The 19,633-nt window shown below is 61.6% G+C and carries 18 protein-coding genes, 1 tRNA gene and 1 pseudogene; 14 read left to right on the forward strand and 6 right to left on the reverse strand.

Annotation, left to right across the window (positions count from 1 at the left end):
- Positions 1 to 137 precede the first annotated feature (137 nt).
- Together NYR54_RS15935 and NYR54_RS15940 are read right to left on the reverse strand one after the other, a co-directional pair.
- Positions 138 to 1,475, reverse strand: coding sequence for a hypothetical protein (locus NYR54_RS15935; RefSeq protein ID WP_261516702.1), 1,338 nt, complete (start codon positions 1,473 to 1,475; stop codon positions 138 to 140).
- Positions 1,476 to 1,499: 24 nt separating this feature from the next.
- A complete protein-coding gene (locus NYR54_RS15940; RefSeq protein WP_423738628.1) occupies positions 1,500 to 1,928 on the reverse strand; it encodes a tyrosine-type recombinase/integrase in 429 nt (142 codons plus the stop codon).
- A gap of 796 nt (positions 1,929 to 2,724) precedes the next feature.
- Between NYR54_RS15940 and NYR54_RS15945 the strand changes: the two genes are divergently transcribed.
- The 9 genes from NYR54_RS15945 to mnhG all read left to right on the forward strand — a co-directional run bounded on the left by NYR54_RS15945 (position 2,725) and on the right by mnhG (position 10,442).
- Complete coding sequence (locus NYR54_RS15945) at positions 2,725 to 3,462, forward strand: hypothetical protein (RefSeq protein ID WP_261516703.1); 738 nt, start codon at positions 2,725 to 2,727, stop codon at positions 3,460 to 3,462.
- 24 nt (positions 3,463 to 3,486) lie between these two features.
- Positions 3,487 to 3,618, forward strand: a tRNA-Arg gene (locus tag NYR54_RS15950).
- A 235-nt stretch (positions 3,619 to 3,853) separates the two neighbouring features.
- Entirely contained in the window at positions 3,854 to 4,264 is a 411-nt protein-coding gene (locus NYR54_RS15955) for a hypothetical protein (protein ID WP_261516704.1), read from the forward strand.
- Positions 4,265 to 4,405: 141 nt separating this feature from the next.
- The gene (locus NYR54_RS15960; protein ID WP_423738629.1) at positions 4,406 to 7,330 is read left to right on the forward strand and encodes a monovalent cation/H+ antiporter subunit A; all 2,925 of its coding nucleotides are present in this window, start codon (positions 4,406 to 4,408) and stop codon (positions 7,328 to 7,330) included.
- Positions 7,330 to 7,674 carry a Na+/H+ antiporter subunit C gene (locus NYR54_RS15965; protein WP_261516706.1) on the forward strand — a complete coding sequence of 115 codons (345 nt, stop codon included), beginning with the start codon at positions 7,330 to 7,332 and terminating at the stop codon, positions 7,672 to 7,674. Before NYR54_RS15960 ends, NYR54_RS15965 begins: the two co-directional genes overlap by 1 nt.
- Complete coding sequence (locus NYR54_RS15970; RefSeq protein ID WP_261516707.1) at positions 7,671 to 9,296, forward strand: monovalent cation/H+ antiporter subunit D; 1,626 nt, start codon at positions 7,671 to 7,673, stop codon at positions 9,294 to 9,296. The genes NYR54_RS15965 and NYR54_RS15970 overlap by 4 nt, the downstream gene beginning before the upstream one ends.
- Positions 9,293 to 9,778, forward strand: coding sequence for a Na+/H+ antiporter subunit E (locus NYR54_RS15975; RefSeq protein ID WP_261516708.1), 486 nt, complete (start codon positions 9,293 to 9,295; stop codon positions 9,776 to 9,778). Before NYR54_RS15970 ends, NYR54_RS15975 begins: the two co-directional genes overlap by 4 nt.
- Positions 9,775 to 10,056, forward strand: coding sequence for a K+/H+ antiporter subunit F (locus NYR54_RS15980; RefSeq protein ID WP_261516709.1), 282 nt, complete (start codon positions 9,775 to 9,777; stop codon positions 10,054 to 10,056). Before NYR54_RS15975 ends, NYR54_RS15980 begins: the two co-directional genes overlap by 4 nt.
- Positions 10,053 to 10,442, forward strand: a complete 390-nt coding sequence (mnhG, locus tag NYR54_RS15985; protein WP_261516710.1) for a monovalent cation/H(+) antiporter subunit G — start codon at positions 10,053 to 10,055, stop codon at positions 10,440 to 10,442. The genes NYR54_RS15980 and mnhG overlap by 4 nt, the downstream gene beginning before the upstream one ends.
- Positions 10,443 to 10,464: 22 nt before the next feature.
- Here the strand turns inward: mnhG and NYR54_RS15990 are convergent, their stop codons facing one another.
- Complete coding sequence (locus NYR54_RS15990; RefSeq protein WP_261516711.1) at positions 10,465 to 11,397, reverse strand: lysylphosphatidylglycerol synthase transmembrane domain-containing protein; 933 nt, start codon at positions 11,395 to 11,397, stop codon at positions 10,465 to 10,467.
- A gap of 349 nt (positions 11,398 to 11,746) precedes the next feature.
- Here NYR54_RS15990 and NYR54_RS15995 point away from each other — a divergent pair, with 349 nt between their 5' ends.
- On the forward strand, positions 11,747 to 12,100 hold the full coding sequence (locus NYR54_RS15995) for a DUF1428 domain-containing protein (RefSeq protein ID WP_261516712.1): 354 nt from the start codon (positions 11,747 to 11,749) through the stop codon (positions 12,098 to 12,100).
- A gap of 44 nt (positions 12,101 to 12,144) precedes the next feature.
- Here NYR54_RS15995 and NYR54_RS16000 read toward each other — a convergent pair whose 3' ends face one another.
- Both NYR54_RS16000 and NYR54_RS16005 read right to left on the reverse strand, forming a co-directional pair.
- On the reverse strand, positions 12,145 to 14,349 hold the full coding sequence (locus NYR54_RS16000) for an amylo-alpha-1,6-glucosidase (protein ID WP_423738630.1): 2,205 nt from the start codon (positions 14,347 to 14,349) through the stop codon (positions 12,145 to 12,147).
- A 20-nt stretch (positions 14,350 to 14,369) separates the two neighbouring features.
- Complete coding sequence (locus NYR54_RS16005; protein WP_261516713.1) at positions 14,370 to 15,455, reverse strand: glycosyltransferase family 4 protein; 1,086 nt, start codon at positions 15,453 to 15,455, stop codon at positions 14,370 to 14,372.
- 324 nt (positions 15,456 to 15,779) lie between these two features.
- Here NYR54_RS16005 and NYR54_RS16010 point away from each other — a divergent pair.
- Together NYR54_RS16010 and NYR54_RS16015 are read left to right on the forward strand one after the other, a co-directional pair.
- A pseudogene (locus tag NYR54_RS16010) lies at positions 15,780 to 16,135 on the forward strand (ArsR/SmtB family transcription factor).
- On the forward strand, positions 16,132 to 16,302 hold the full coding sequence (locus NYR54_RS16015) for an SRPBCC family protein (RefSeq protein WP_261516714.1): 171 nt from the start codon (positions 16,132 to 16,134) through the stop codon (positions 16,300 to 16,302). The pseudogene NYR54_RS16010 and the gene NYR54_RS16015 overlap by 4 nt, the downstream one beginning before the upstream one ends.
- A 308-nt stretch (positions 16,303 to 16,610) precedes the next feature.
- Here the strand turns inward: NYR54_RS16015 and NYR54_RS16020 are convergent, their stop codons facing one another.
- Entirely contained in the window at positions 16,611 to 17,285 is a 675-nt protein-coding gene (locus NYR54_RS16020) for a phosphoribosyltransferase (RefSeq protein WP_261516792.1), read from the reverse strand.
- Positions 17,286 to 17,533: 248 nt separating this feature from the next.
- Between NYR54_RS16020 and NYR54_RS16025 the strand changes: the two genes are divergently transcribed.
- Together NYR54_RS16025 and urtA are read left to right on the forward strand one after the other, a co-directional pair.
- Positions 17,534 to 18,028 (forward strand): YciE/YciF ferroxidase family protein, encoded by a 495-nt coding sequence (locus NYR54_RS16025; protein ID WP_261516717.1) that lies wholly within the window; start codon positions 17,534 to 17,536, stop codon positions 18,026 to 18,028.
- A 318-nt stretch (positions 18,029 to 18,346) separates the two neighbouring features.
- On the forward strand, positions 18,347 to 19,615 hold the full coding sequence (urtA, locus tag NYR54_RS16030; RefSeq protein ID WP_261516793.1) for an urea ABC transporter substrate-binding protein: 1,269 nt from the start codon (positions 18,347 to 18,349) through the stop codon (positions 19,613 to 19,615).
- The last annotated feature ends 18 nt before the right edge of the window (positions 19,616 to 19,633 follow it).

Consider the following 19,633-nt stretch of genomic DNA (forward strand, 5'->3'; position numbering starts at 1 on the left):
CTACGCTATGCTCGAAGAGCCGGCCATGGCAGCGTGACTCAAACCAAAATGCCTCCGGCAATCCCGGCGCGGTTCAGTTCTCTGGCTTCTGCACGATTTTCTTGAAGTAGAGAGAGCTTATGTGGGAATTGGACGGGCTAGGTTCGCGACGACTGCTCCAGCCTCGATCTGGCGTCGGATGGATAGTCAAGGGCTGCGAGACAGTTGACCTTCACCGCTTGCGCTATACCCTCGGAGGTCGTGCCAGGGGTGACCTTAGTAAGAATCATACCGATCGATGATGCCGCATGCTCTATGACAGGTAACGTCCTCTCTGGCGGCAGCCCTTGCCGGATTCCTCGCTTGCAGATGACAGCAAGGAGATTCGCAAAGGCGTGAATTCCTTCTGGGGTGTCACCGGTCGCGTGGCCTGTACCCCTGACAGGTGGCCTACGAGTTCCGTATGCCGAGGCTGCGTGGCTTCCGTGATCGCTAACAGTCGACGAGTCGATGCCTGCGTATTCGATCGCCCTTGTCCGGGCCGAACCCGCATCCGGGGCGGTTCTGTGACGGTCGACGGCTTGCCGCGCCGTTCGCGAATCCCCAATAGACCAGTCCAATACTGGCAGTACATCGAGCCGGAGCCAGTCTCCCAGTTTGTGTCCACCAGGCCAGGTTGATCTTTGACTGAGGTCCTCAAGGGCTTTCATGAGTTGAGCCCAACGACTGCCGGACGGGAACGATGACCACGAAATGGTCGTGGCTTCCGTCGGGTGCGGAACAGGATGGAGACAGAGGCTACGGAGTTCCAGGATGCAGAAGCGAGATGGCACGACCACTTCTGCCAACGCACGCTTCAGCGCACGTGGCCCGGTGGATCCCTCCAGGGCGATCTGGACCCGGTTGTAGATCCAGCGCAGTCGCCGGAAGAACTGCTGGGCGTATCCCCACTTTGCGGCGTGGTATCGCCTGACCCCCTTGGCCCCACCAACCTCCCGCTCCGAGGAGCCATCAGTCGAGCCCCGCCGCGAAACCAGGCCGGAGATCTCTGCTACCGTTGGCCTCTTGCCATTCCGGATTGCGTCCAGGACGTCATCGACCATTTCAGGCGCCCGGGACAAGTGGAACAGCGAGGCCCTTGGGACGCCGGCTACTATCAGACGATCCTTGTATTCCGACAGCGTCTTCGACACCTTGATGAACCTGAATGCGTATTTCCTGTCATATGGCCAGACAAGGCGCAGCCATTCGTCAAAGGTGCTATCGACGAGCGCCTCCTGTACACGTCGAAGCGCATCTCCCTTTGTGAAGGTCGCGCCGGTTTCGGTCGCTTCCGTCTTGTTGAGCTGGGCTTCCGACTCAAGGGCGATTAAACGCGCATCAGGATCCAGACGCGTATAGAACCGTGCCTTTTCGTCAGTCGCCTGGCGGAGTTTCGCGTACGGGCCCATATCGGTCCGCGCCCTCCTTCTGGTAGTCCGGATGGTGGTGACCATAGGTCTTCTCAAGGGTCTCGAGGGTCATGCCGAGAAAGCCGCCAGCTCCCATTTGTTGGCTCCAGCTTGCATTCCCCAGGTCGCGCGCGTGTGCCTCAGGGGGTGAGGAGAAACCCCGGACAGGCCTGCTTTGATGCATGCGTTCCTGAATGAACTCTTCACGTCGCCAATCAGATGGCCGTCATCATGGATGACGTAGTCGCTCGTGCCACGACGCTCGTACGCCCGCCTCAAATGTGGAACCAGCTTGCGAGGCAGGCGAGCGAGCGGACGCACCTTGTTGTTGTTCGGAGGGCGCGTCGGATCGCGCCAGTCGATTCTCCGATCGTTGAAGGATATCTGCGACCAGCGCCATCCGAGGATTGCACGCTTGCGCTGGCCTGTGTGCAACCCGATGACGATGAACAATGGCAGATAGGATCGGCTCTTTGGCAATCGAAGCGCAGCGCGCAACAGCGCCGCTGCCTCTTGTCGCTCCAGCCAACGTTGCCGAGGGGCCGGCTGCCTCTGGCAGGAATACCTTGACCCGTTCCTTCAGGCGTCGCGTGTCCGCGGCGTAGTAGATGGCGGCACGAAGGATCCCAAGTTCCCGGCGGACGGTCCCGTCGGATCGGCGCCGCCATTGCCCGTATTTCGCACACGAATCCTTGTCGACTTCCGCGACAGTCTTTTCTTCCCAGAATTTCGACAACGGGACCGCCGCATATGCCGCGCGCTCCCTGGAATCCGGCTCCATGGCGCCCTCGTCAAGGTAGATCTCCAGCACCTCCGTGAGGAGGAGCTGGTCAGCCGGGGTCAGCTTGCCTGGCTCCCGCAGACGCTCCTGGAGGAATTCCGCGAGCCTCGCCTCAGCTTCAATGCGGTCTCTCGTACGCGTGCTGCGCTCCTTGCTGCGGCCATTCTCCGACCAGACGATGTAGAAAGCCCTGCGCTTCGGGTATCATCTGATGCGCGGACCATTGTTCCTTCTGCCCATGCTGTCGTGGTCCTCTCTGCGATAAACTTCTCCCATGCACCGGAAGGGATCATTTTGCGCGATCCCACCGGCACATACTCGAGTCCCTGCCGGATCAACTGATCGACCTGGTAGCGGGTCAGCCCCTCTTCCCGCTGAAACTGCGCGAGTGATCGTAGTGCCATAGGTGTTCGAACTCTTGGTGCTAAATTGTGCACCACGCAATAGTGCCGCTTATCCCCCGGTGTCAATGATGGTAGTGGTGGAAGACGAGACTCGAACGATTCTTGGTTAATGATGCCACCGACCAATCCGCACTGGCATGCAGTCGCCGAGGAGCTCCGCAAGGAGCTTCAGGCGGCGCGCTACGGAAGCAAGTCGGAGATTATTCGGCGCTACTCGGAACAGACGGGTTACCACCCCGCCTCCCTGCGACGCGACGTGATGGCCATCGATTTCATACAAGCGATGGAGAAGAGCGATCCGGCTTTTGCCGCCATCCTGCGCAAGCTGGGGAGTTCGGTCGTCCTCGAATTGGCCCGCCTCCATGCAACGGATCCCAAAGGCGCATTGGAAGCTGCGCTCGCGGCTGTAGCCGGTGCCAGGACTCGCCGTGAACTGTCAGCGCGTCGGAAAAAGCATCAGAGCATGCGAAGGGAGGAGATTCGGGCGGAAGCAATGCGCGCCTTCGAGCACGTGAGATTTTTTGAACTCCTCGAGGACTTCGGCCGGCCACCGTCACTCGAGGGAAGCGCCGAGGGGGAGCTTGAGACGGGCATTCACTTCAGCAAGCGTGCCGGCAGCTGCTTCGCCTATTGCCGGTTGAAGGGCACGCGCGGCACGTTCAAGCAGCTGCTTCCGTACCTGGGCCTGTCGCTTTACTATGGGCGCGTGGTCCTTGCCATCGACGTTCCCCGGGTTCCCAAGGAGTGGCTGCGAGCGTTGTCGAGTTCGTATTCGAATCCTGGCATGACGCTCTACGTCAATGATGTGAACCGTTGGCTGCCTGCGCACCCGAGAGAAGTGGACTGAAGCAGAGGCGTCCGCATAATGTCCGCAGTATGGCCGAAAATCCGGGGTTAATCCGGGGTGTTTCGATTTGCTTCGTCCATTTTTTTCAAGCCCTTGAGCGTTGGCTCTGCCCTCCGAAGGCAGAGGTCACACGTTCGAATCGTGTCGGGTGCGCCATAATTTCTTTGAATTCCGTAGCTTAAAGAAGCAGCGAAATTGCAGATTCGCAAAGTGCTGGCTGTGCTGGGAACATAGGCCGCCAGTCGGAGAGGTCGCGGTTTTTTCGCGCCCGCCGCCGTACTTTCTACCAAGGTTCAAGAAGATTGGTTTCGGCATATCGAAACAATGGACAGGCGTGTCCATATTTGCCTAAGTATAAAATCAATCGCCCGAAACCTGCCTTGGAGATGCCGTGATCGGCGCGGAACCTCACCGCCCAATCGTTGTTCGTGTGCCACGCTGGCAGCCCGTATTGCTTGCCTGCGTGGTCATCATCGTTGGCATTCACGGCGCGTTTGCCAGAGCCTTCTGGAGTTCCGGGGAACCGGACTCCGTGCTCGAGTTCAGGCTATTCAAATTTCCCATACGCAGCCATCCGCGACTGGAGGCCCACAGCCGGGACGGTTTCGCCGCCGGCGCGCTTGACGGTTGCGGCCAAGCCGCGATCGTCTCCCTGCCTCCTTTCATCCCGCTGAAGGCCATGGAAAAATGCGACCTCAGCGGGATGGCTGCCGAATCGCTGCCGTTCCGTCTAGACAAGGATACCGCACCAAGGGCGCCGCCCGTTGCTTCGCGCTTGCCGGGAACTGACAGCAATCGCTGAGTGACTTTTTCTCGAGCGACCGATTGGCAGGTTCTCGGTTTCGTTTGCCCTCCCTTTTCCGGCGGTATGGCGGGACAGGGTGTCTTTCGACCGAAGATGCCGTGCGAAGTCCGGTATTCTTTTCGCCTGGGCCGCGAGTGGATGATGATTACGAACAATGCATTGCCGGCGCTGATTTTTCTGCCCTTTCTGGGGTCGATGCTGGCTGCTTTGCTGCCTGCGAACGCGCGCAACGCCGAGGCGTGGCTCTCGGGCGTAACAGCATTGCTGACATTCGGGCTCGCAGCTCTGCTCTACCCCTCGGTCGAAAACGGGGGGATCGTCCGCCGGGAAGTGGCCTGGCTTCCGGAACTCGGCCTTAATCTCGTGCTCAGGATGGACGGCTTCGCATGGCTGTTCACCATCCTGATCGGCGGCATCGGCCTCCTCGTCGTCATCTATGCGCGCTACTACATGTCGCCGCAGGATCCTGTTCGGCGCTTTTATTCCTTTCTGCTCGCCTTCATGGGCGCGATGCAGGGGGTGGTCCTTTCCGGCAATCTGATCCTGCTGGCGATCTTCTGGGAACTTACCAGCATCGTCTCCTTCCTGCTCATCGGCTACTGGTACCACAACGCGGCTGCGCGCGACGGCGCGCGCATGGCGCTCACCATCACCGGCATCGGCGGCCTCTGCCTTCTCCTGGGCTTCATCCTGATCGGCCACATCGCAGGGAGCTACGATCTGGATGAGGTGCTGGCATCCGGCGCCGCTATCCGCGCGCATCCGCTCTATCTTCCCGCGCTCCTGCTGATCCTGGCGGGGGCGCTGACGAAGAGCGCGCAGTTTCCGTTCCACTTCTGGCTTCCCAATGCCATGGCCGCGCCTACGCCGGTTTCGGCCTATCTTCACTCCGCGACCATGGTGAAGGCCGGCGTGTTTCTCCTGGCGCGGCTTTGGCCGGTTCTTGCGGGCACCGACGCTTGGTTTTTCATCGTGGGGATCGCAGGCATCAGCACACTGGTGATCGGCGCCTATTTCGCGATCTTCCAGCAGGACCTGAAGGGACTGCTCGCCTATTCCACGATCAGCCATCTGGGCCTGATCACGACGCTTCTGAGCTTCGGCAGCCCGCTTGCGGCCGTGGCGGCGATCTTCCACATGGTCAACCATGCGACCTTCAAGGCTTCGCTCTTCATGGCAGCCGGCATCATCGACCATGAGGCCGGAACGCGCGACATGCGCAAGCTGAGCGGCCTCTTCAGCGCGCTGCCGATCACGGCGACGCTGGCCATGGTGGCGAGCGCGGCCATGGCGGGCGTGCCGCTGCTCAACGGCTTCCTTTCCAAGGAGATGTTCTTCGCCGAGGCGATCGAGGAGCATCGGGAATCGCTGCTCGACAGCGCGATGCCTTATCTCGCGACGCTCGCCAGCGCCTTCGCCGTGACCTATTCGGTGCGGTTCATTCACTCCGTTTTCTTCGGGCCGAAGGCGGCTGATCTGCCTAACGAGGCGCATGAGCCGCCCCACTGGATGCGCCTACCCATCGAGCTGCTTGTGCTTGCCTGCCTTCTGGTCGGCATCATTCCTGGCATCACCATCGGACCCTATCTGAACACGGCCGTAACCTCCGTGCTGGGCGACCGGACTCCCGAATACAGCCTTTCGATCTGGCACGGATTCAACCTGCCCCTGGTGATGAGCGCGATAGCGCTCGTCGGCGGCGTCATTCTTTACCTCCTCCTTCACCGGTACCTTGCGCACTGCAAAGAAGATCCGCCCGGTCTGCGCGTGCTTGTCGGCCAGCGCATTTTCGAGCGCGTGCTGGTGACGGTCTCCTGGCGCTGGGCGCGCTGGGTGGAGGTAAATCTGGGCACCAGACGGCTGCAGCCCCAGCTTCGCGTGCTCGTCACTGTCGCGCTCATGGCAGGCGCCTGGCCGCTCTTCGAGGCGGGATTGATGCCGGACCTGATTTCGGTCGCGAACCTCGACCCGGTCCTCGCCATCATCTGGATCGTGGGGATCGGATGCGCCATCACCGCGGCGTATCAGGCAAAGTATCACCGCTTCGCGGCGCTTATCCTCATTGGGGGCGCGGGGCTTTCCACCTGCATCACCTTCGTCTGGTTTTCCGCGCCGGACCTTGCGCTCACCCAGCTCGTGGTGGAGGTCGTCACCACCGTGCTTATCCTTCTGGGCCTGCGCTGGTTGCCGAAACGCATCGAGGAGATCGACACACCGACGACCCTTGCTGCGCGTCTGCGCCGGCAACGCGACTTCCTGCTTGCACTGGCCTGCGGCTTGGGGGTCACGGTAGTGTCCTACGCCATCATGACCAGCGCGCCGCCAACCACGGTCGGCGATTTCTATCTCGAGCGCGCCTATTCGGAAGGCGGCGGCACCAATGCCGTCAATGTTATCCTCGTGGATTTCCGCGGCTTCGACACGTTTGGCGAGATCACGGTTTTGGGCATCGTCGCGCTTTCCGTCTTCGCGCTGTTGCGCCGCTTTCGCCCCGCGCCGGACAGCATCGAACTGCCCGAGCAACAGCGCATTCAAAACGCCTATGACGATGCGCAGCAGGGACGCAAGCTTGGCGAAACCGCGCATGATTATCTGCTCGTACCCTCCGTTCTCATGCAGTGGATGTTTCCGGTGATCATCGCGCTTGCAGCCTACCTGTTCCTGCGCGGCCATGATCTTCCGGGCGGCGGCTTTACTGCGGGCGTTGCCATGGCGATCGGGTTCCTGCTGCAGTACCTGGCGGGAGGAACGCGCTGGGTCGAGGAACGGCTGCGCATCCTGCCCGTCCGCTGGATTGGGTTCGGCCTGTTCATGGCGGCCTTTACCGGCATGGGCGCGTGGCTCTTTGGCCTTCCGTTCCTCACCTCCGCCTCGGGCTATCTCGAGATCCCGCTGATCGGCGAGGTGCCGCTCGCCAGCGCGCTGCTGTTCGATCTCGGGGTCTTCTTGCTGGTCGTCGGTGCCACGGTGCTCATGCTGATCGCCATCGCGCATCAATCGATCCGCAGCCATCGCGTCCGCGCGACAGAGGCCGCCGCCACCAGGACGGAGGAGGCTGCCTGATGGAACTTCTTCTGTCGCTGAGTATGGGGGCGCTGGCCGGCTCGGGCGTATGGCTGCTGCTCAGGCCGCGCACCTATCAGGTCATCATGGGTCTGGCGCTGCTTTCCTATGCGGTGAACATCTTCATCTTTTCCACCGGGCGCCTGCGGGTGAACGCGCCTCCCATCGTCGAGAAAGGTATGGAAGTCGACCCCGCAGCCTTTACGGACCCCGTTCCGCAGGCCTTGGTACTGACCGCGATCGTCATCAGCTTTGCGACCACGGCGCTGTTTCTGGTAGTGCTTCTGGCCTCGCGCGGCCTGACGGGAACGGACCATGTGGACGGAAGGGAGCCGGAGAAATGATGTCCGCTCCCTCGCACCTCATCATTGCGCCCATTCTTATCCCGCTTCTTGCGGGGGCGCTCCTTCTGTTCTTCGAGGATCGCGAACGCCGGCTGAAGGACGCGGTCTCGATACTGACGTCGGCGGCGCTCGTGGTGGTGGCGGCGGTGCTCCTGTTCAGGACCGGCGCGGACGGTGGACGGATTTTCGTCTATCTGCTCGGTAACTGGCCATCGCCCATCGCCATCAATCTGGTGCTCGACCGGCTGTCGGCCATGATGCTCCTGCTGACGGCCGTTCTCGCGCTGCCCGCACTTGTCTTCTCGATCGCCCGCTGGCAGAGGGCCGGCGCGCACTTCCACAGCCTGTTCCTGTTCCTCCTGGTGGGGCTGAACGGCGCGTTCCTCACCGGGGACCTGTTCAACCTCTTCGTCTTCTTCGAGGTGCTTCTGGCAGCTTCTTATGGGCTGATGCTGCATGGCTCCGGCCAGCTCAGGGTAAGAGCCGGAATGCACTACATCGTCATCAATCTCGCCGCCTCGCTGCTCTTCCTCATCGGCGTGGCGATGATCTACAGCGTGACCGGCACGCTCAACATGGCGCATCTGGCCATTGTTCTGCAGGGGCTTGAAGGTGAGAGCCGCTTCATGGCCGAAGCAGGCGCTGGAATCCTGGGCATCGCCTTTCTGGTCAAGGCCGGCAGCTGGCCGCTCAATTTCTGGCTGCCCACCGCTTATTCGGCGGCTGCGGCGCCTGTGGCGGCGATCTTCGCCATCCTGACCAAGGTCGGCGTCTATGTGCTTCTGCGGTTCTCCCTTCTGCTCTTCGGCAGCGAAGCCGCCTCGACGGGCTTCGGGGAACAGGCGCTGTTCTTTGTCGGCATGGCCACGATCCTGTTCGGCGCGATCGGCATTCTTGCTTCCCAGGCGCTTGGGCGGCTTGCCGGCTATTCCGTCCTCGTCTCGTCGGGAACTCTGCTTGCGGCCGTGGGCTTCGCGCAGACCGGTGTTACGGCGGGCGCGCTCTTCTATCTCATCAGTTCCACGCTGACGCTCAGCGCGTTTTTCATGCTCATCGAACTGATCGCGCGTGGGCAGGACCCTGCGGCCGATGTTCTGGCCGTGACGATGGAAGCCTATGGCGAAGGCGAGGAAGAAAAGGAGGAGGCGGAGGAAGTGGGCGTCACCATCCCCGAAACGCTGGCCGTTCTGGGCGTGAGCTTTGCCGCCTGCGGCATCCTGCTTGCGGGCCTTCCGCCGCTGTCCGGCTTCGTCGCCAAATTCGCCATGCTAACCTCCATGTTCAATCCCGACGGGGTCGGCGAGGGCGTCATCCGGCATTCCTCCTGGTGGCTTGCGAGCTTCCTGATCCTGTCGGGCTTTGCCACGCTGATTGCCATGACGCGTGCCGGCATCAGCGCGTTCTGGGCCCGCATAGACGGGGAAGTGCCGCGCGTCCTGCTGGTGGAGATGGCACCGGTCGCGGCTCTGCTTGCAATGACGGTGTTTCTTACCATCGGGGCCGGACCCGTAATGCGCTTTCTGGAGGCCGCCGCGGCGGATCTGCACTCGCCGCAGGCTTATATCCAGTCGGTGATGGAGGCGGTGCAGGCCGTGCCGCATGCGCGGGAGGTTCTACCGTGAACCGCCTCCTTCCCTATCCGCTGCTGATCGTCTCCATTGTGGTCATGTGGTTAGCGCTCACACGATTTTCGGTCGGGCAGCTTCTGCTCGGCGCGGGGGTGGCGCTGGTGGCCGCTCAGGGCCTTGCAGCGCTCCGCCCGTCGACACCCAGATTGAGGCGCTGGGACCTCATACCCAAGCTGATCGGCATCGTCCTCCTCGATATCGTTCGCTCCAACATCGCCGTGGCGCGGCTGATCCTTTCTGGCAAACGGGCGAAGCGCAAATCGGGATTCGTGGCCATCCCGCTGGAACTGCGCGATCCGATGGGGCTTGCCGTGCTGGCGGTGATTATCACGAGCACGCCCGGCACCGCCTGGCTCGACTACAGCGACAGGCGCGGCGTTCTGCTTCTGCACATCTTCGATCTGGTGGATGAATCCGAATGGGTCGATCTGATCAAGACCCGCTACGAATACCTTCTCATGGAGATCTTCGAATGAGTGGTGCCATTCTCGGCTGGTCGGTGCTGATCGCCCAACTCGCCGTCGCCGCAGCGATGATCCTCGCCGCAATCCGCATGCTGAAGGGACCGCGCGCGCAGGACAAGGTGCTTGGGCTCGATACGCTCTACATCACGGCAATGCTGCAATTCCTGCTGTTCGGGATCAGAACGGGCACCAGCATCTATTTCGAGATGGCGCTCGTCATTGCAATCCTCGGTTTCGTAGCCACCGTCGCCCTTGCCAAGTTCCTGATGAGAGGGGAGGTGATCGAATGAGCGTCGAATACGATATTCCCCTGTGGATCGCGCTGCCGGTTTCGGCCTTTTTGCTCATCGGAGCGTTCCTGACATTGACGGGGACCATCGGTCTTATCCGGCTCAGGATCTTCTATGACCGCCTCCATGCTCCAACGCTGGGATCGAGCTGGGGGACCGGGGCGATTGTCATCGCCTCGATGATCCTCTTTTCCTATCTCGAGAGCCGGCCGGTGGTGCACGAGATCCTGATCGGCATCTTCGTGACGGTCACCACGCCGGTGACCTTCATGCTGCTTGGGCGTGCCGCGCTCTACCGCGACCGGTCGGAGGGAAGCCCGCTCGTGCCGCCTATGGACGTCGCGCCGCCGCCGTCCAAGGAAACGACGGCCGAACCCGCATCCTGAACCGGATCAATGGCGCCTCAACTCAAGCTCGATTGCTCGCCAGCTGGCTGCGCTCGAAACCGAGCACGACCAGAAGCGCGATGATGAAGGGAATGATGAGGTAGAGAAGCCGGAAGACGAGCAGGGCGGCAAGCACATCGGCCCGGTCCATTTCGGAAAGGCCGGTGATGAACGCGATTTCCAGCACGCCAAGTCCGCCCGGCGCATGAGAAAGAAGCGCGAGCGAAAAAGAAATCACGAAAATGCCGAGCACGACGAGGAACCCGGGATTGCCAGCAGCCGGGAGGGCGAAATAGATGATCGCGGCCGCACCGATGATCTCCAGCGGCCCGATCAGCAATTGGCGGCCGACAATGGGAAGGCCGGGATAGGCGATCTCGAGCTTGCCGATCCGCAGAGGCCGCAGCTTCAACGCGCTCCCGATTACGTAAAGCAGCACGGCCCCGAGAAGAAGAACGCCGGTGGCCGCGGAGGCTTCCATGGGCAGCTCATCAACGAAGCGTTCGGAAAGCTCAGGCACCAGGACGAGCACGAGCCCCGCCAGCAGCGTGATGCCCAAAGCGAAGGTGAAGGAACAGAACCCGACGAGCACACCGACTTCGGCGGCGGACAGGCCCTTGGCCGAATAGGCCCTGTAGCGCACGAGCGAGCCGGAGAGCACCGATGCGCCGATGTTGTGGGACAGGGCGTAGGTCGTAAACGACGTTACGGTGATGTAGAACCAGTCGATCCGTTTCTTCAGGTGAAGCAGAGCCAGATGGTCGTAGCCCGCCAGCGCCGCGTAAGCCAGAAGAGTCGCCCCAATGCATAGCAGCCAGTTTGGCGCCGAAATGGCAACGATGCTGTCCCACAGTTCGTCGAGCGAAAGCCCCCGCAGCTCGTGATAGAGCAGCCAAGCGGAGAAGAACACTGCACCGAAGCCAATCGCGGGCCAGAAATACTTCTTAAGCTGCATGGGCCATTCCGGATCACGCTTTCTTTCCGATTGTCACAATGAAGATGTCCCACCGGTTTGCCTGCGATGCAATAGGCGTTTTGGCCAATCGGCCGGCGGAATGCAAAGCCTTCGGCAAGCGAACGCCTTCAGCAAGAGGGGTGTTCCCTGATCCCGATAAGCCGGTCCTTCGAATCTGCCGCAGTTTCGTCAAGATGGGGCTTGCTCTATGGCGCGTTCAACCGCGCAAATCCGCGCAGCAGAAGGCTTCGCTCAGGAAGTGAAGGCGATCGCAATAAAAATGTGCGGCCTGTCGGCTCAGGCCGGTCGTCTTCGTCCTTTGTTTGCATGCAACACGGAGGACTGACCGATGGCTTATGTAGATGGTTTTCTGATTCCCGTCCCCAAGGACCGGATCGAAGACTACAAGGAACAGGCTCGCCTCGGCGAACAGGTCTGGCGGGAATATGGCGCCCTCGATTACGTCGAATGTATCGGCGATGACGTGCCCTATGGCGAGGTGACCTCCTTCCCGCGGGCGGTGCAGGCGAAGGAAGACGAGGTCGTTATCTTCTCTTGGATCGTCTACAAGTCGCGCGAGCACAGGGATGAGGTGAACGCCAAGGTGATGGCCGATCCGCGGATGCAGGTGGATATGAGCAAGTCGCCTTTCGACGGCAAACGCATGATTTTCGGCGGCTTCCAGCCCTTCCTGGGACTTTGAGCACGGGCGATTCGATGCGCCGGCTCGCGAAAGGGCGGGCCGGCCTAATAAGTCGTGGTGACGCGGGTTTCGCCCTCCCGGTGCAGCACGTGGACAACCACTTCCGTCTCCGCCTGCCTCAGAAGCACGTCGATGCGCCCCTGAGGGAGCGTTATGCCGCGCAATGTGACCTCCTTCAGGAAGTCAGGCAGCATGGGCTGATGAAAGATCAGCGTCCCGGCGGAACAGTCGAAGCTCATTCCGAGGCAGGATTGCAGGATGGACAATGGCGCCACCGCCGCCCAGGCCTGGGGCGCGCAGGCCACTGGATAGAAGGTGGGGCCGCGGCTGCGTTGGCGAGGGAAGCCGCAGAACAGCTCCGGCAGCCGGCGCAGATCGATATAGGTCGAGGCCATAAACAGCCCTTCCAGAACGCGCGCGGCCTCGGCGCGGAAGCCATAGCGGGAGAGCCCGGCGGCAATCAGCGCATTGTCATGCGGCCAGACCGAGCCGTTGTGATAGCTCATCGGATTGTAGCGTGACTCGGTGGTGGCAACGGTGCGGATGCCCCAGCCGGAGAAGGACGACCGGCCCATCAACACGTGAGCCACGGAGACGGCGCGCTCAGGATACGCTATGCCGGTGAAGAGGGTGTGGCCGGCATTGGAGGCGCGTACGCGGCAGGGCTTCTTTTCCCCGTCGAGCGCAAGCACATAGGTGCCGAGCTCCTCATCGAAAAAGGTCCGGTCGAAGCGGCCCCGCAGATCCTCCGCCAGCGTCTCTAGCTCATGCGCACGCGCTTCGAGGCCAAGCGCGCGGGCAACCCGGGCGGCCGCCTTCCATGCGCCGTAGACGTAAGCCTGCACCTCACATAGCGCGATGGGACCTATGGCGAGACGCCCATCGGCGTGGAAGATCGCATCGAAACTGTCCTTCCAGCCCTGATTGGCCAGCCCCGCCACCGTGCGCCGGCCGTATTCCACGAAGCCGTCGCCGTCGCGGTCGCCGTAAGTCCGTATCCAATTGAGCGCCGCCTCGATGTTGGGCCAGAGCCCGCGCAGCGTGTCCACGTCGCCGGTGCGCTCCAGGTAGCTGCCCGCCAGCATGACGAAGAGCGGCGTGGCATCGACGCTGCCGTAGTAGCGGCGGAACGGCACCTCGCCCAGCTCCGCCATTTCACCGTAACGCACCTCATGCAGGATCTTTCCCGGCTCCGCATCGGCGGCAGGATCCTCCTCTGTCGCCTGATTGGCCGCGAGATGCTTCAGCACGCCGCGGGCAATGGACGGGTCCAGCCACAGTGTCTGCATGGCGGTGATCAGAGCATCGCGGCCGAAGACGGTGCTGAACCATGGAATGCCGGCATAGGGATAGTGGCCGTGCTCCGTCTCGGTGACGAGCATGTAGAGGTCGGCTATGGCGCGCCGTATGGCCTCGTTGAAGACATCGTGGGAGGTGGCTATGGACGCGGCTTTCGTAACCATGCCACGCATGAAGCGGCGCGCCTCGAGAAGGCCGGAGAAGAACTGGCGGCGGGGCTCGAATCTCGGCTCCTCCGCCCCGCAGATCACCTCAATGAAGAGCTGGCGCGTTTGGCGCGGCTTCAGCTCCACTTCGTGCACCGCGCGCTCGCCGGTCAATTCGTCCGGCGCCGGGTCAAAGCGCAGGACCGTCTGCCGCTTCACGCCGTCAAGGCCCGTGTAGGAAAGAATGACCCGATCCTTTTCCACCTTGGGCTTGTGCATCGTGCCGCGCTTCGGCCTGCGCGCGCCACGCACCTCGAAAAGGTCGGCGAAATCGGACGCGAAGGCGAGTTCCAGCCGGATGCGCCGTGTCGTCTCGTCATAGTTGCGCACGCTCACCCGTTCGAAGCAGGTGGCGTTCCACAAAAAGCGCGTGCGGCGGATGTGGATCAGGTCGTGCTGGAGCCTGAGCTCGTCAGCCTCGTAGAGATCGGGATTGGCAAGGTCGAAGGTGAGCAGCGCGTTGTCATCGCGCAGCATCGAACTCAGCAGAAGCGGCCGCTCTCCGCCGATCGTGAGAAAGAAATGGGAAAGATAGCGGGTGTCGCGATGGTAGATGCCCTCAGGGCTGTCGGGGCTCCCGAGGGCATCTCCGTTGTGGTCGAACATGGAGAAGGTGTCCCCATGCTTCTGCGTACGCGGCCGCCGTTCCTGCAGGGGAGCGGTGGCAGCGATAAAGAATTGCGGCGTTCGCGCCGTGCCGAACTCCATCGGCTGCGGAGTGAGAAGATCCGTACGGTCTTCCATTACATCTCCCGAAGATGGCTTCAGGCTATGGTGGGCACACCCGCAGCCTCGGCCGGGAACGGAATGGCCCGCAGGCGATGGTGCAACAGCCGATCATAGACCTCAAGATAGTCGGAGGCCATGCGGCCGGCGCTGAAGCGCACCTCGAACCGTCGGCGGATTGCCGCCCGGTCGAGCGAGCCGATGCGGCCGACGGCGGCCACAGCCTCGTCGAGGTTGTCGACGATGAAGCCGGTGAGCCCATCCTCTAGCACTTCGGGGACCGAGCCGCAGCGGAAGGCGATCACGGGCGTACCGCAGGCCATCGCCTCGATCATCACAAGGCCGAAGGGTTCTGGCCAGTCGATGGGGAAGAGGAGGGCGGTCGCCTTGCCGAGGAATTCCGCCTTTGTGGCTTCATTGACCTCGCCCACATATTCCACATTCGGATGGCGCTCGACCATCGGCGCGATGACCTGGTCCCAATAGGCCTGGTCAACCACGTCGATCTTGGCGGCGATCTTCAGCGGCATGCCCGTGCGCGCGGCGATCTCGATGGCACGGTCCGGCCGCTTTTCCGGTGAGATGCGGCCGAGGAAAGCAAGATACCCGCCGTCGGCGCGCGCGCTGAACGGCAGGAGATCAAGCGGAAGGCCGTGCAAGACCGTCCCCTGCCAGTTGGCCATTGGCAGCGGAATGCGCTGATGGTCGGAGATGGAGACGACCGGGATTTCCGGGAAGGCTTGGTAGAACGGCTTGAGGTCGGGAAGGTCGAGGCGCCCGTGAAGGGTCGTCACCGTACGGTCGGCAAAGGGCCTAATCAGCGGGAAATGCAGGAGGTCTATGTGGAAATGCAGAATGTCGAATTCATCCATCCTGCGCCGGACTTCATCCAGCAGAATAAGATGATGGGGAATGGGATCGCGTACCGAAGGGTCAAGCCGCAGCGCGCTTTTCGTGCAAGGCACGAGCTCGGCGCTGGTCAATGAATCGCCGGAGGCGAACAGCGTAACCTCATGCCCCATGCGAACCAGTTCTTCGGTAAGATAGGAAACGATCCGCTCCGTGCCGCCGTATAGGCGCGGGGGAACGCTTTCGACGAGCGGAGCGATCTGGGCAATCTTCATCGGCAACACCTCCTCTTGTCTCAGAGCAAGCATCATCAAGTCAGGAAGCCCGAACCCCAAGCGGGTCGATACTCGATGATGATTTAGTGCCCAAGCTGCCGCTTCAAAGAGGTGCGGCGTTTTTTCGTTCCATTGCCTGGTTAGGAAACTTTCCTTGCGGCGGGCTTCCTTTAGCAGCACGCACAGGAACATGGCCGCCTATTTCGACCGACTGACGGAACGCCCGTCCTTCAGGCGGGCGGACGCTCGACAAGGCGAGACCCTATCTCGACCTCCTCCCCCATCCTATCGTGAGAACATCCCGGAGCAATTTCTGAGGCAGCCATGACCGCCACGCATCAGGTCAATATGGACCGTCTTTTTCATGCGCTTTCCGATCCGAACAGGCGCGGCATCGTCGAGCGGCTTCCCGTGGGCCTGCATCGGTGAAGGAACTGGCGGAGCCCTTCAAAATCGCTCTGCCGTCCGTTCTGAAGCATCTGCGCGTGCTGGAGGAAGGCGGCATCGTCCTTTCCTGCAAGACGGGGCGCGTACGCACCTATCGTATCGAGCCCACGGCCTTCACGGCGATGGAGGAATCGATAGAAGCGCGTAGGGCTATGTGGCACCGTCAGTTCGACCGTCCGGCCGACCATGTCGCTCAGCCGGCCGGCGCGCCGCAAAAGGCGTCCCGGAAATGACCCGGAGCCTCGTGGAGCATGTGACCTTCACCATCGAACGCAGCTTCGATGCCCCGCCCGAGCAGGTGTTCACCGCCCGGGCGAACGAAGATGCGAAGCGGCGTGCCACGATACCGAGTTTGATGTGGAGTATCACCTTGATTTCCGTATCGGCGGCATGGAGGTGAACCGGGCAATGGGGCCAGCCGGGCCCGAGCATATCTACGAGGCTTGTTCCTCGACATCGTTCCGGACCGGGCATCGTCTACGCATTCAACATGAAGTTCCGCGGGAGGCGGCAATCCTCCTCGCTGGCAACGGGTCTGCTCCTGCCATCCAGCGCCGGGACGATGATGCGCTTTACCGAGCAGGTGGCGGCGCTGAACGGCTATGACGTGGAGCCTCGGATGGCCGGCACTGGAAGTTTTCAGCTCGCGGCCCTTCTTCCGAAGCGTCGTGAGCGCTTGGGGCCGCAGCTCGCGGCATATTGCCGGAGCTATGCCTCAGGAGACAGCCATTCGCGCGCCGCATTCAGACATGCGACCACCTCGGCGTCGCTCGTCTGTTCGAAATTGTCGTAGTGGAGCCCTACCGCGCGGAAATGGTCCGGCACGCTGAGGCAGACGACCTCGTCTGCCTCGTCATGGAGCGACTCCAACGTGTCGCGCGGTGCAACTGGAACGGCAAGAACGATGCGGGCGGCGTTCGCTTTCCCGATGGCTTTGAGTGCCACCCGGACCGTGCCGCCCGTGGCAATGCCGTCATCGACCACGATGGCCGTCCGTCCGCTGAGCGGGATCGGGGCCCGGTCGGAGAAATATTGCGCCCGCCTGCGCTCGATCTCCTTGAGCTGCCGCTGCATCTCGGCTTCGATGTATTCGGCGGAAGGACGGACGATCTCCATCGCCTCGTCGTTGAGCACAAGCTGAGGCTCGCTGCCGTCCACCACCGCGCCGATGCCGTATTCGGGATGGCCGGGCGCGCCGAGCTTGCGCACCATGAGCAGGTCCAGAGGCGCTGCGAGCGCCTTGGCAACCTCGAAGGCCACCGGCACGCCGCCGCGCGGCAAGGCAAGCACGACCGGGCGCTCCTCTTTCAGATGCAGGAGTTCACCCGCCAGGCGCTGCCCCGCATCATGGCGGTCAACGAACTCAGTTTGGGAGCGGTGCATGAGGCTCATCCTGTCCCTCCCGCGGGCGCCGTCAAGTGTAACGTTTCGCTCCGCAAAGAACATAGCGCGCTGCTGCGCTCCGCAGCGGCCATCGACGCATCCTCCAGGTCTCCAACCCTTGTTGCGGAGGATTGTTCGGCGGGAAGCGAAAATCCCCATTTTGAGGAATCCCGAAGCGGCCGGGAACGCGCGGAGGGTAAGGCCGTTGATAGGGCTTCCCGTAAGCCGAAAATGAAGGAGACGCCAAAATGCCAGGCCAAAGCCGCACTCTTGAAACGCTGATGCTTGAGACGCTGAAGGACATCTACCACGCCGAGAAACAGATCCTTCGCGCGCTGCCGAAGATGGCCAAGGCAGCCAGCTCCGATGAGTTGAGAAATGGCCTCGAACAACATCGCAAGGAAACGGAAGGTCAGATCGAGCGCCTCGAAAAGGTGTTCGAGGCCCTGGACAAGACGCCGCGTGGCAAGACCTGCGAGGCCATGCAAGGACTGATCGCCGAAGGCCAGGACATCATGGAGGATTTTTCCAATTCCGATGCTCTGGACGCTGGACTGGTCGCCGCCAGTCAGGCCATCGAGCATTACGAGATTTCGCGCTATGGCACGCTACGCACCTGGGCGCAGCAGCTCGGAATGGACGAGGCGGCAAAGCTCTTCGAGCAGAATCTCGAGGAGGAGAAGAAGACCGCCGCGATGCTGACGAAGATGGCGGAAGCAGAGGTCAACCGTCAGGCCGCATGAACATGGCCGCAGAGCTTGCCTGCGGTTGCGAAAAGGAGGCTTCCGCAACGAGGCGTGCGGAGGCTTTCTTTTTGAATGCAGCTCGCTACAACCTTCCTGCCTAATATGTAGGCAGGAAGGCACATTTGATTAAGAATTAGGCAAAACACTTCCCGGAAGGCACGCCCATTGCAATATCGGCAGTGCCATCTCGTTGAAAAACCGTAAGCTTTCTGCAGCGCCGGAACTGGCACATCCGTTGCTTCGACTGTTCGGACCATATCGGCCGCAAACAGGGGAAGTGCTATGTATCTGAAGTCTAAAAGGCGCAGCCTGGTGATGGGAGCAGTCATCGTTTCGGGGATGCTGATGGCTGAACCGGGCTTTGCTCAGGAAGACACCATCAAGGTCGGCGTGCTTCACTCGCTCTCCGGAACCATGGCGATCTCGGAGACCACGCTGAAGGACGTCATGCTGATGCTCATCGAGGAGCAGAACAAGAAAGGCGGTCTTCTGGGCAAGAAGCTCGAAGCCGTGGTCGTCGATCCCGCATCGGACTGGCCACTCTTTGCCGAAAAGGCACGCGAATTAATCTCGGTCCACGGTGTCGCTGCCGTATTCGGCTGCTGGACGTCCGTCTCGCGCAAGTCGGTGCTGCCCGTGTTCGAGGAGCTGAACTCCCTGCTCTTCTACCCCGTCCAGTATGAGGGCGAAGAGAGCCAGCGCAACGTCTTCTATACTGGGGCGGCCCCGAACCAGCAGGCGATCCCCGCCGTCGACTACCTCATGAACGAGGAGGGCGTGGAGCGCTGGGTGCTCGCCGGCACCGACTATGTCTATCCGCAGACGACGAACAAGATTCTCCAGGCCTATCTGGAATCCAAGGGCGTGGCGCCCGAAGACATCATGGTCAACTACACGCCCTTCGGACATTCCGACTGGCAGACCATCGTCACCGACATCAAGAATTTCGGCTCCGCGGGCAAGAAGACGGCCGTGGTTTCGACCATCAATGGCGACGCCAACGTGCCCTTCTACAAGGAACTGGCCAATCAGGGGATCAAGGCGGAGGACATTCCGGTCGTGGCCTTCTCTGTAGGCGAGGAGGAACTCGCCGGCATCGATACCGGTCCGCTGGTCGGCCATCTCGCGGCATGGAACTATTTCCAGTCCGTCGAAAGCGAGGCGAATGCCGAGTTCATCGAAACCTGGCATGCTTTCACGGGTGATGAAAGCCGGGTCACGAATGATCCGATGGAGGCCCACTACATCGGGTTCAACATGTGGGTCAAAGCGGTGGAGAAGGCCGGTACGACCGATCCCGACGCCGTCATTGACGCCATTGTCGGCGTTTCCGTGCCGAACCTTTCGGGCGGATACTCCACGATGATGCCGAACCACCACATCACCAAGCCGGTGCTGATCGGCGAAATCCAGGACGACGGCCAGTTCGAGATCGTTTGGGAGACGCCGGGCTTGGTGGTCGGTGACGAATGGTCCGATTACCTGCCCGATTCCAAGGACCTGATCGCCGACTGGCGCGCGCCGCTCTCCTGCGGAAACTTCAACGTCGCCACAGGCAAGTGCGGCGGCAAGGGCATCAACTGACCTGCCCCTCCGGGCCGG

This window comes from Chelativorans petroleitrophicus, assembly GCF_025398195.1.
In the GTDB taxonomy this organism is placed as follows: domain Bacteria; phylum Pseudomonadota; class Alphaproteobacteria; order Rhizobiales; family Rhizobiaceae; genus Chelativorans; species Chelativorans petroleitrophicus.

Bases quoted from the DNA above. Each gene is read 5' to 3' on its own strand.
- NYR54_RS16000 (WP_423738630.1), bottom strand. From the start codon at position 14,349: ATGGAAGACCGTACGGATCTTCTCACTCCGCAGCCGATGGAGTTCGGC.
- NYR54_RS16005 (WP_261516713.1), bottom strand. From the start codon at position 15,455: ATGAAGATTGCCCAGATCGCTCCGCTCGTCGAAAGCGTTCCCCCGCGC.
- NYR54_RS16015 (WP_261516714.1), top strand. From the start codon at position 16,132: ATGACCCGGAGCCTCGTGGAGCATGTGACCTTCACCATCGAACGCAGC.
- NYR54_RS15980 (WP_261516709.1), top strand. From the start codon at position 9,775: ATGAGTGGTGCCATTCTCGGCTGGTCGGTGCTGATCGCCCAACTCGCC.
- NYR54_RS15965 (WP_261516706.1), top strand. From the start codon at position 7,330: ATGGAACTTCTTCTGTCGCTGAGTATGGGGGCGCTGGCCGGCTCGGGC.
- urtA (WP_261516793.1), top strand. From the start codon at position 18,347: ATGGGAGCAGTCATCGTTTCGGGGATGCTGATGGCTGAACCGGGCTTT.
- NYR54_RS15935 (WP_261516702.1), bottom strand. From the start codon at position 1,475: ATGGTCACCACCATCCGGACTACCAGAAGGAGGGCGCGGACCGATATG.
- mnhG (WP_261516710.1), top strand. From the start codon at position 10,053: ATGAGCGTCGAATACGATATTCCCCTGTGGATCGCGCTGCCGGTTTCG.
- NYR54_RS16025 (WP_261516717.1), top strand. From the start codon at position 17,534: ATGCCAGGCCAAAGCCGCACTCTTGAAACGCTGATGCTTGAGACGCTG.
- NYR54_RS15990 (WP_261516711.1), bottom strand. From the start codon at position 11,397: ATGCAGCTTAAGAAGTATTTCTGGCCCGCGATTGGCTTCGGTGCAGTG.
- NYR54_RS15960 (WP_423738629.1), top strand. From the start codon at position 4,406: ATGATGATTACGAACAATGCATTGCCGGCGCTGATTTTTCTGCCCTTT.
- NYR54_RS16020 (WP_261516792.1), bottom strand. From the start codon at position 17,285: ATGCACCGCTCCCAAACTGAGTTCGTTGACCGCCATGATGCGGGGCAG.
- NYR54_RS15945 (WP_261516703.1), top strand. From the start codon at position 2,725: ATGATGCCACCGACCAATCCGCACTGGCATGCAGTCGCCGAGGAGCTC.
- NYR54_RS15995 (WP_261516712.1), top strand. From the start codon at position 11,747: ATGGCTTATGTAGATGGTTTTCTGATTCCCGTCCCCAAGGACCGGATC.
- NYR54_RS15970 (WP_261516707.1), top strand. From the start codon at position 7,671: ATGATGTCCGCTCCCTCGCACCTCATCATTGCGCCCATTCTTATCCCG.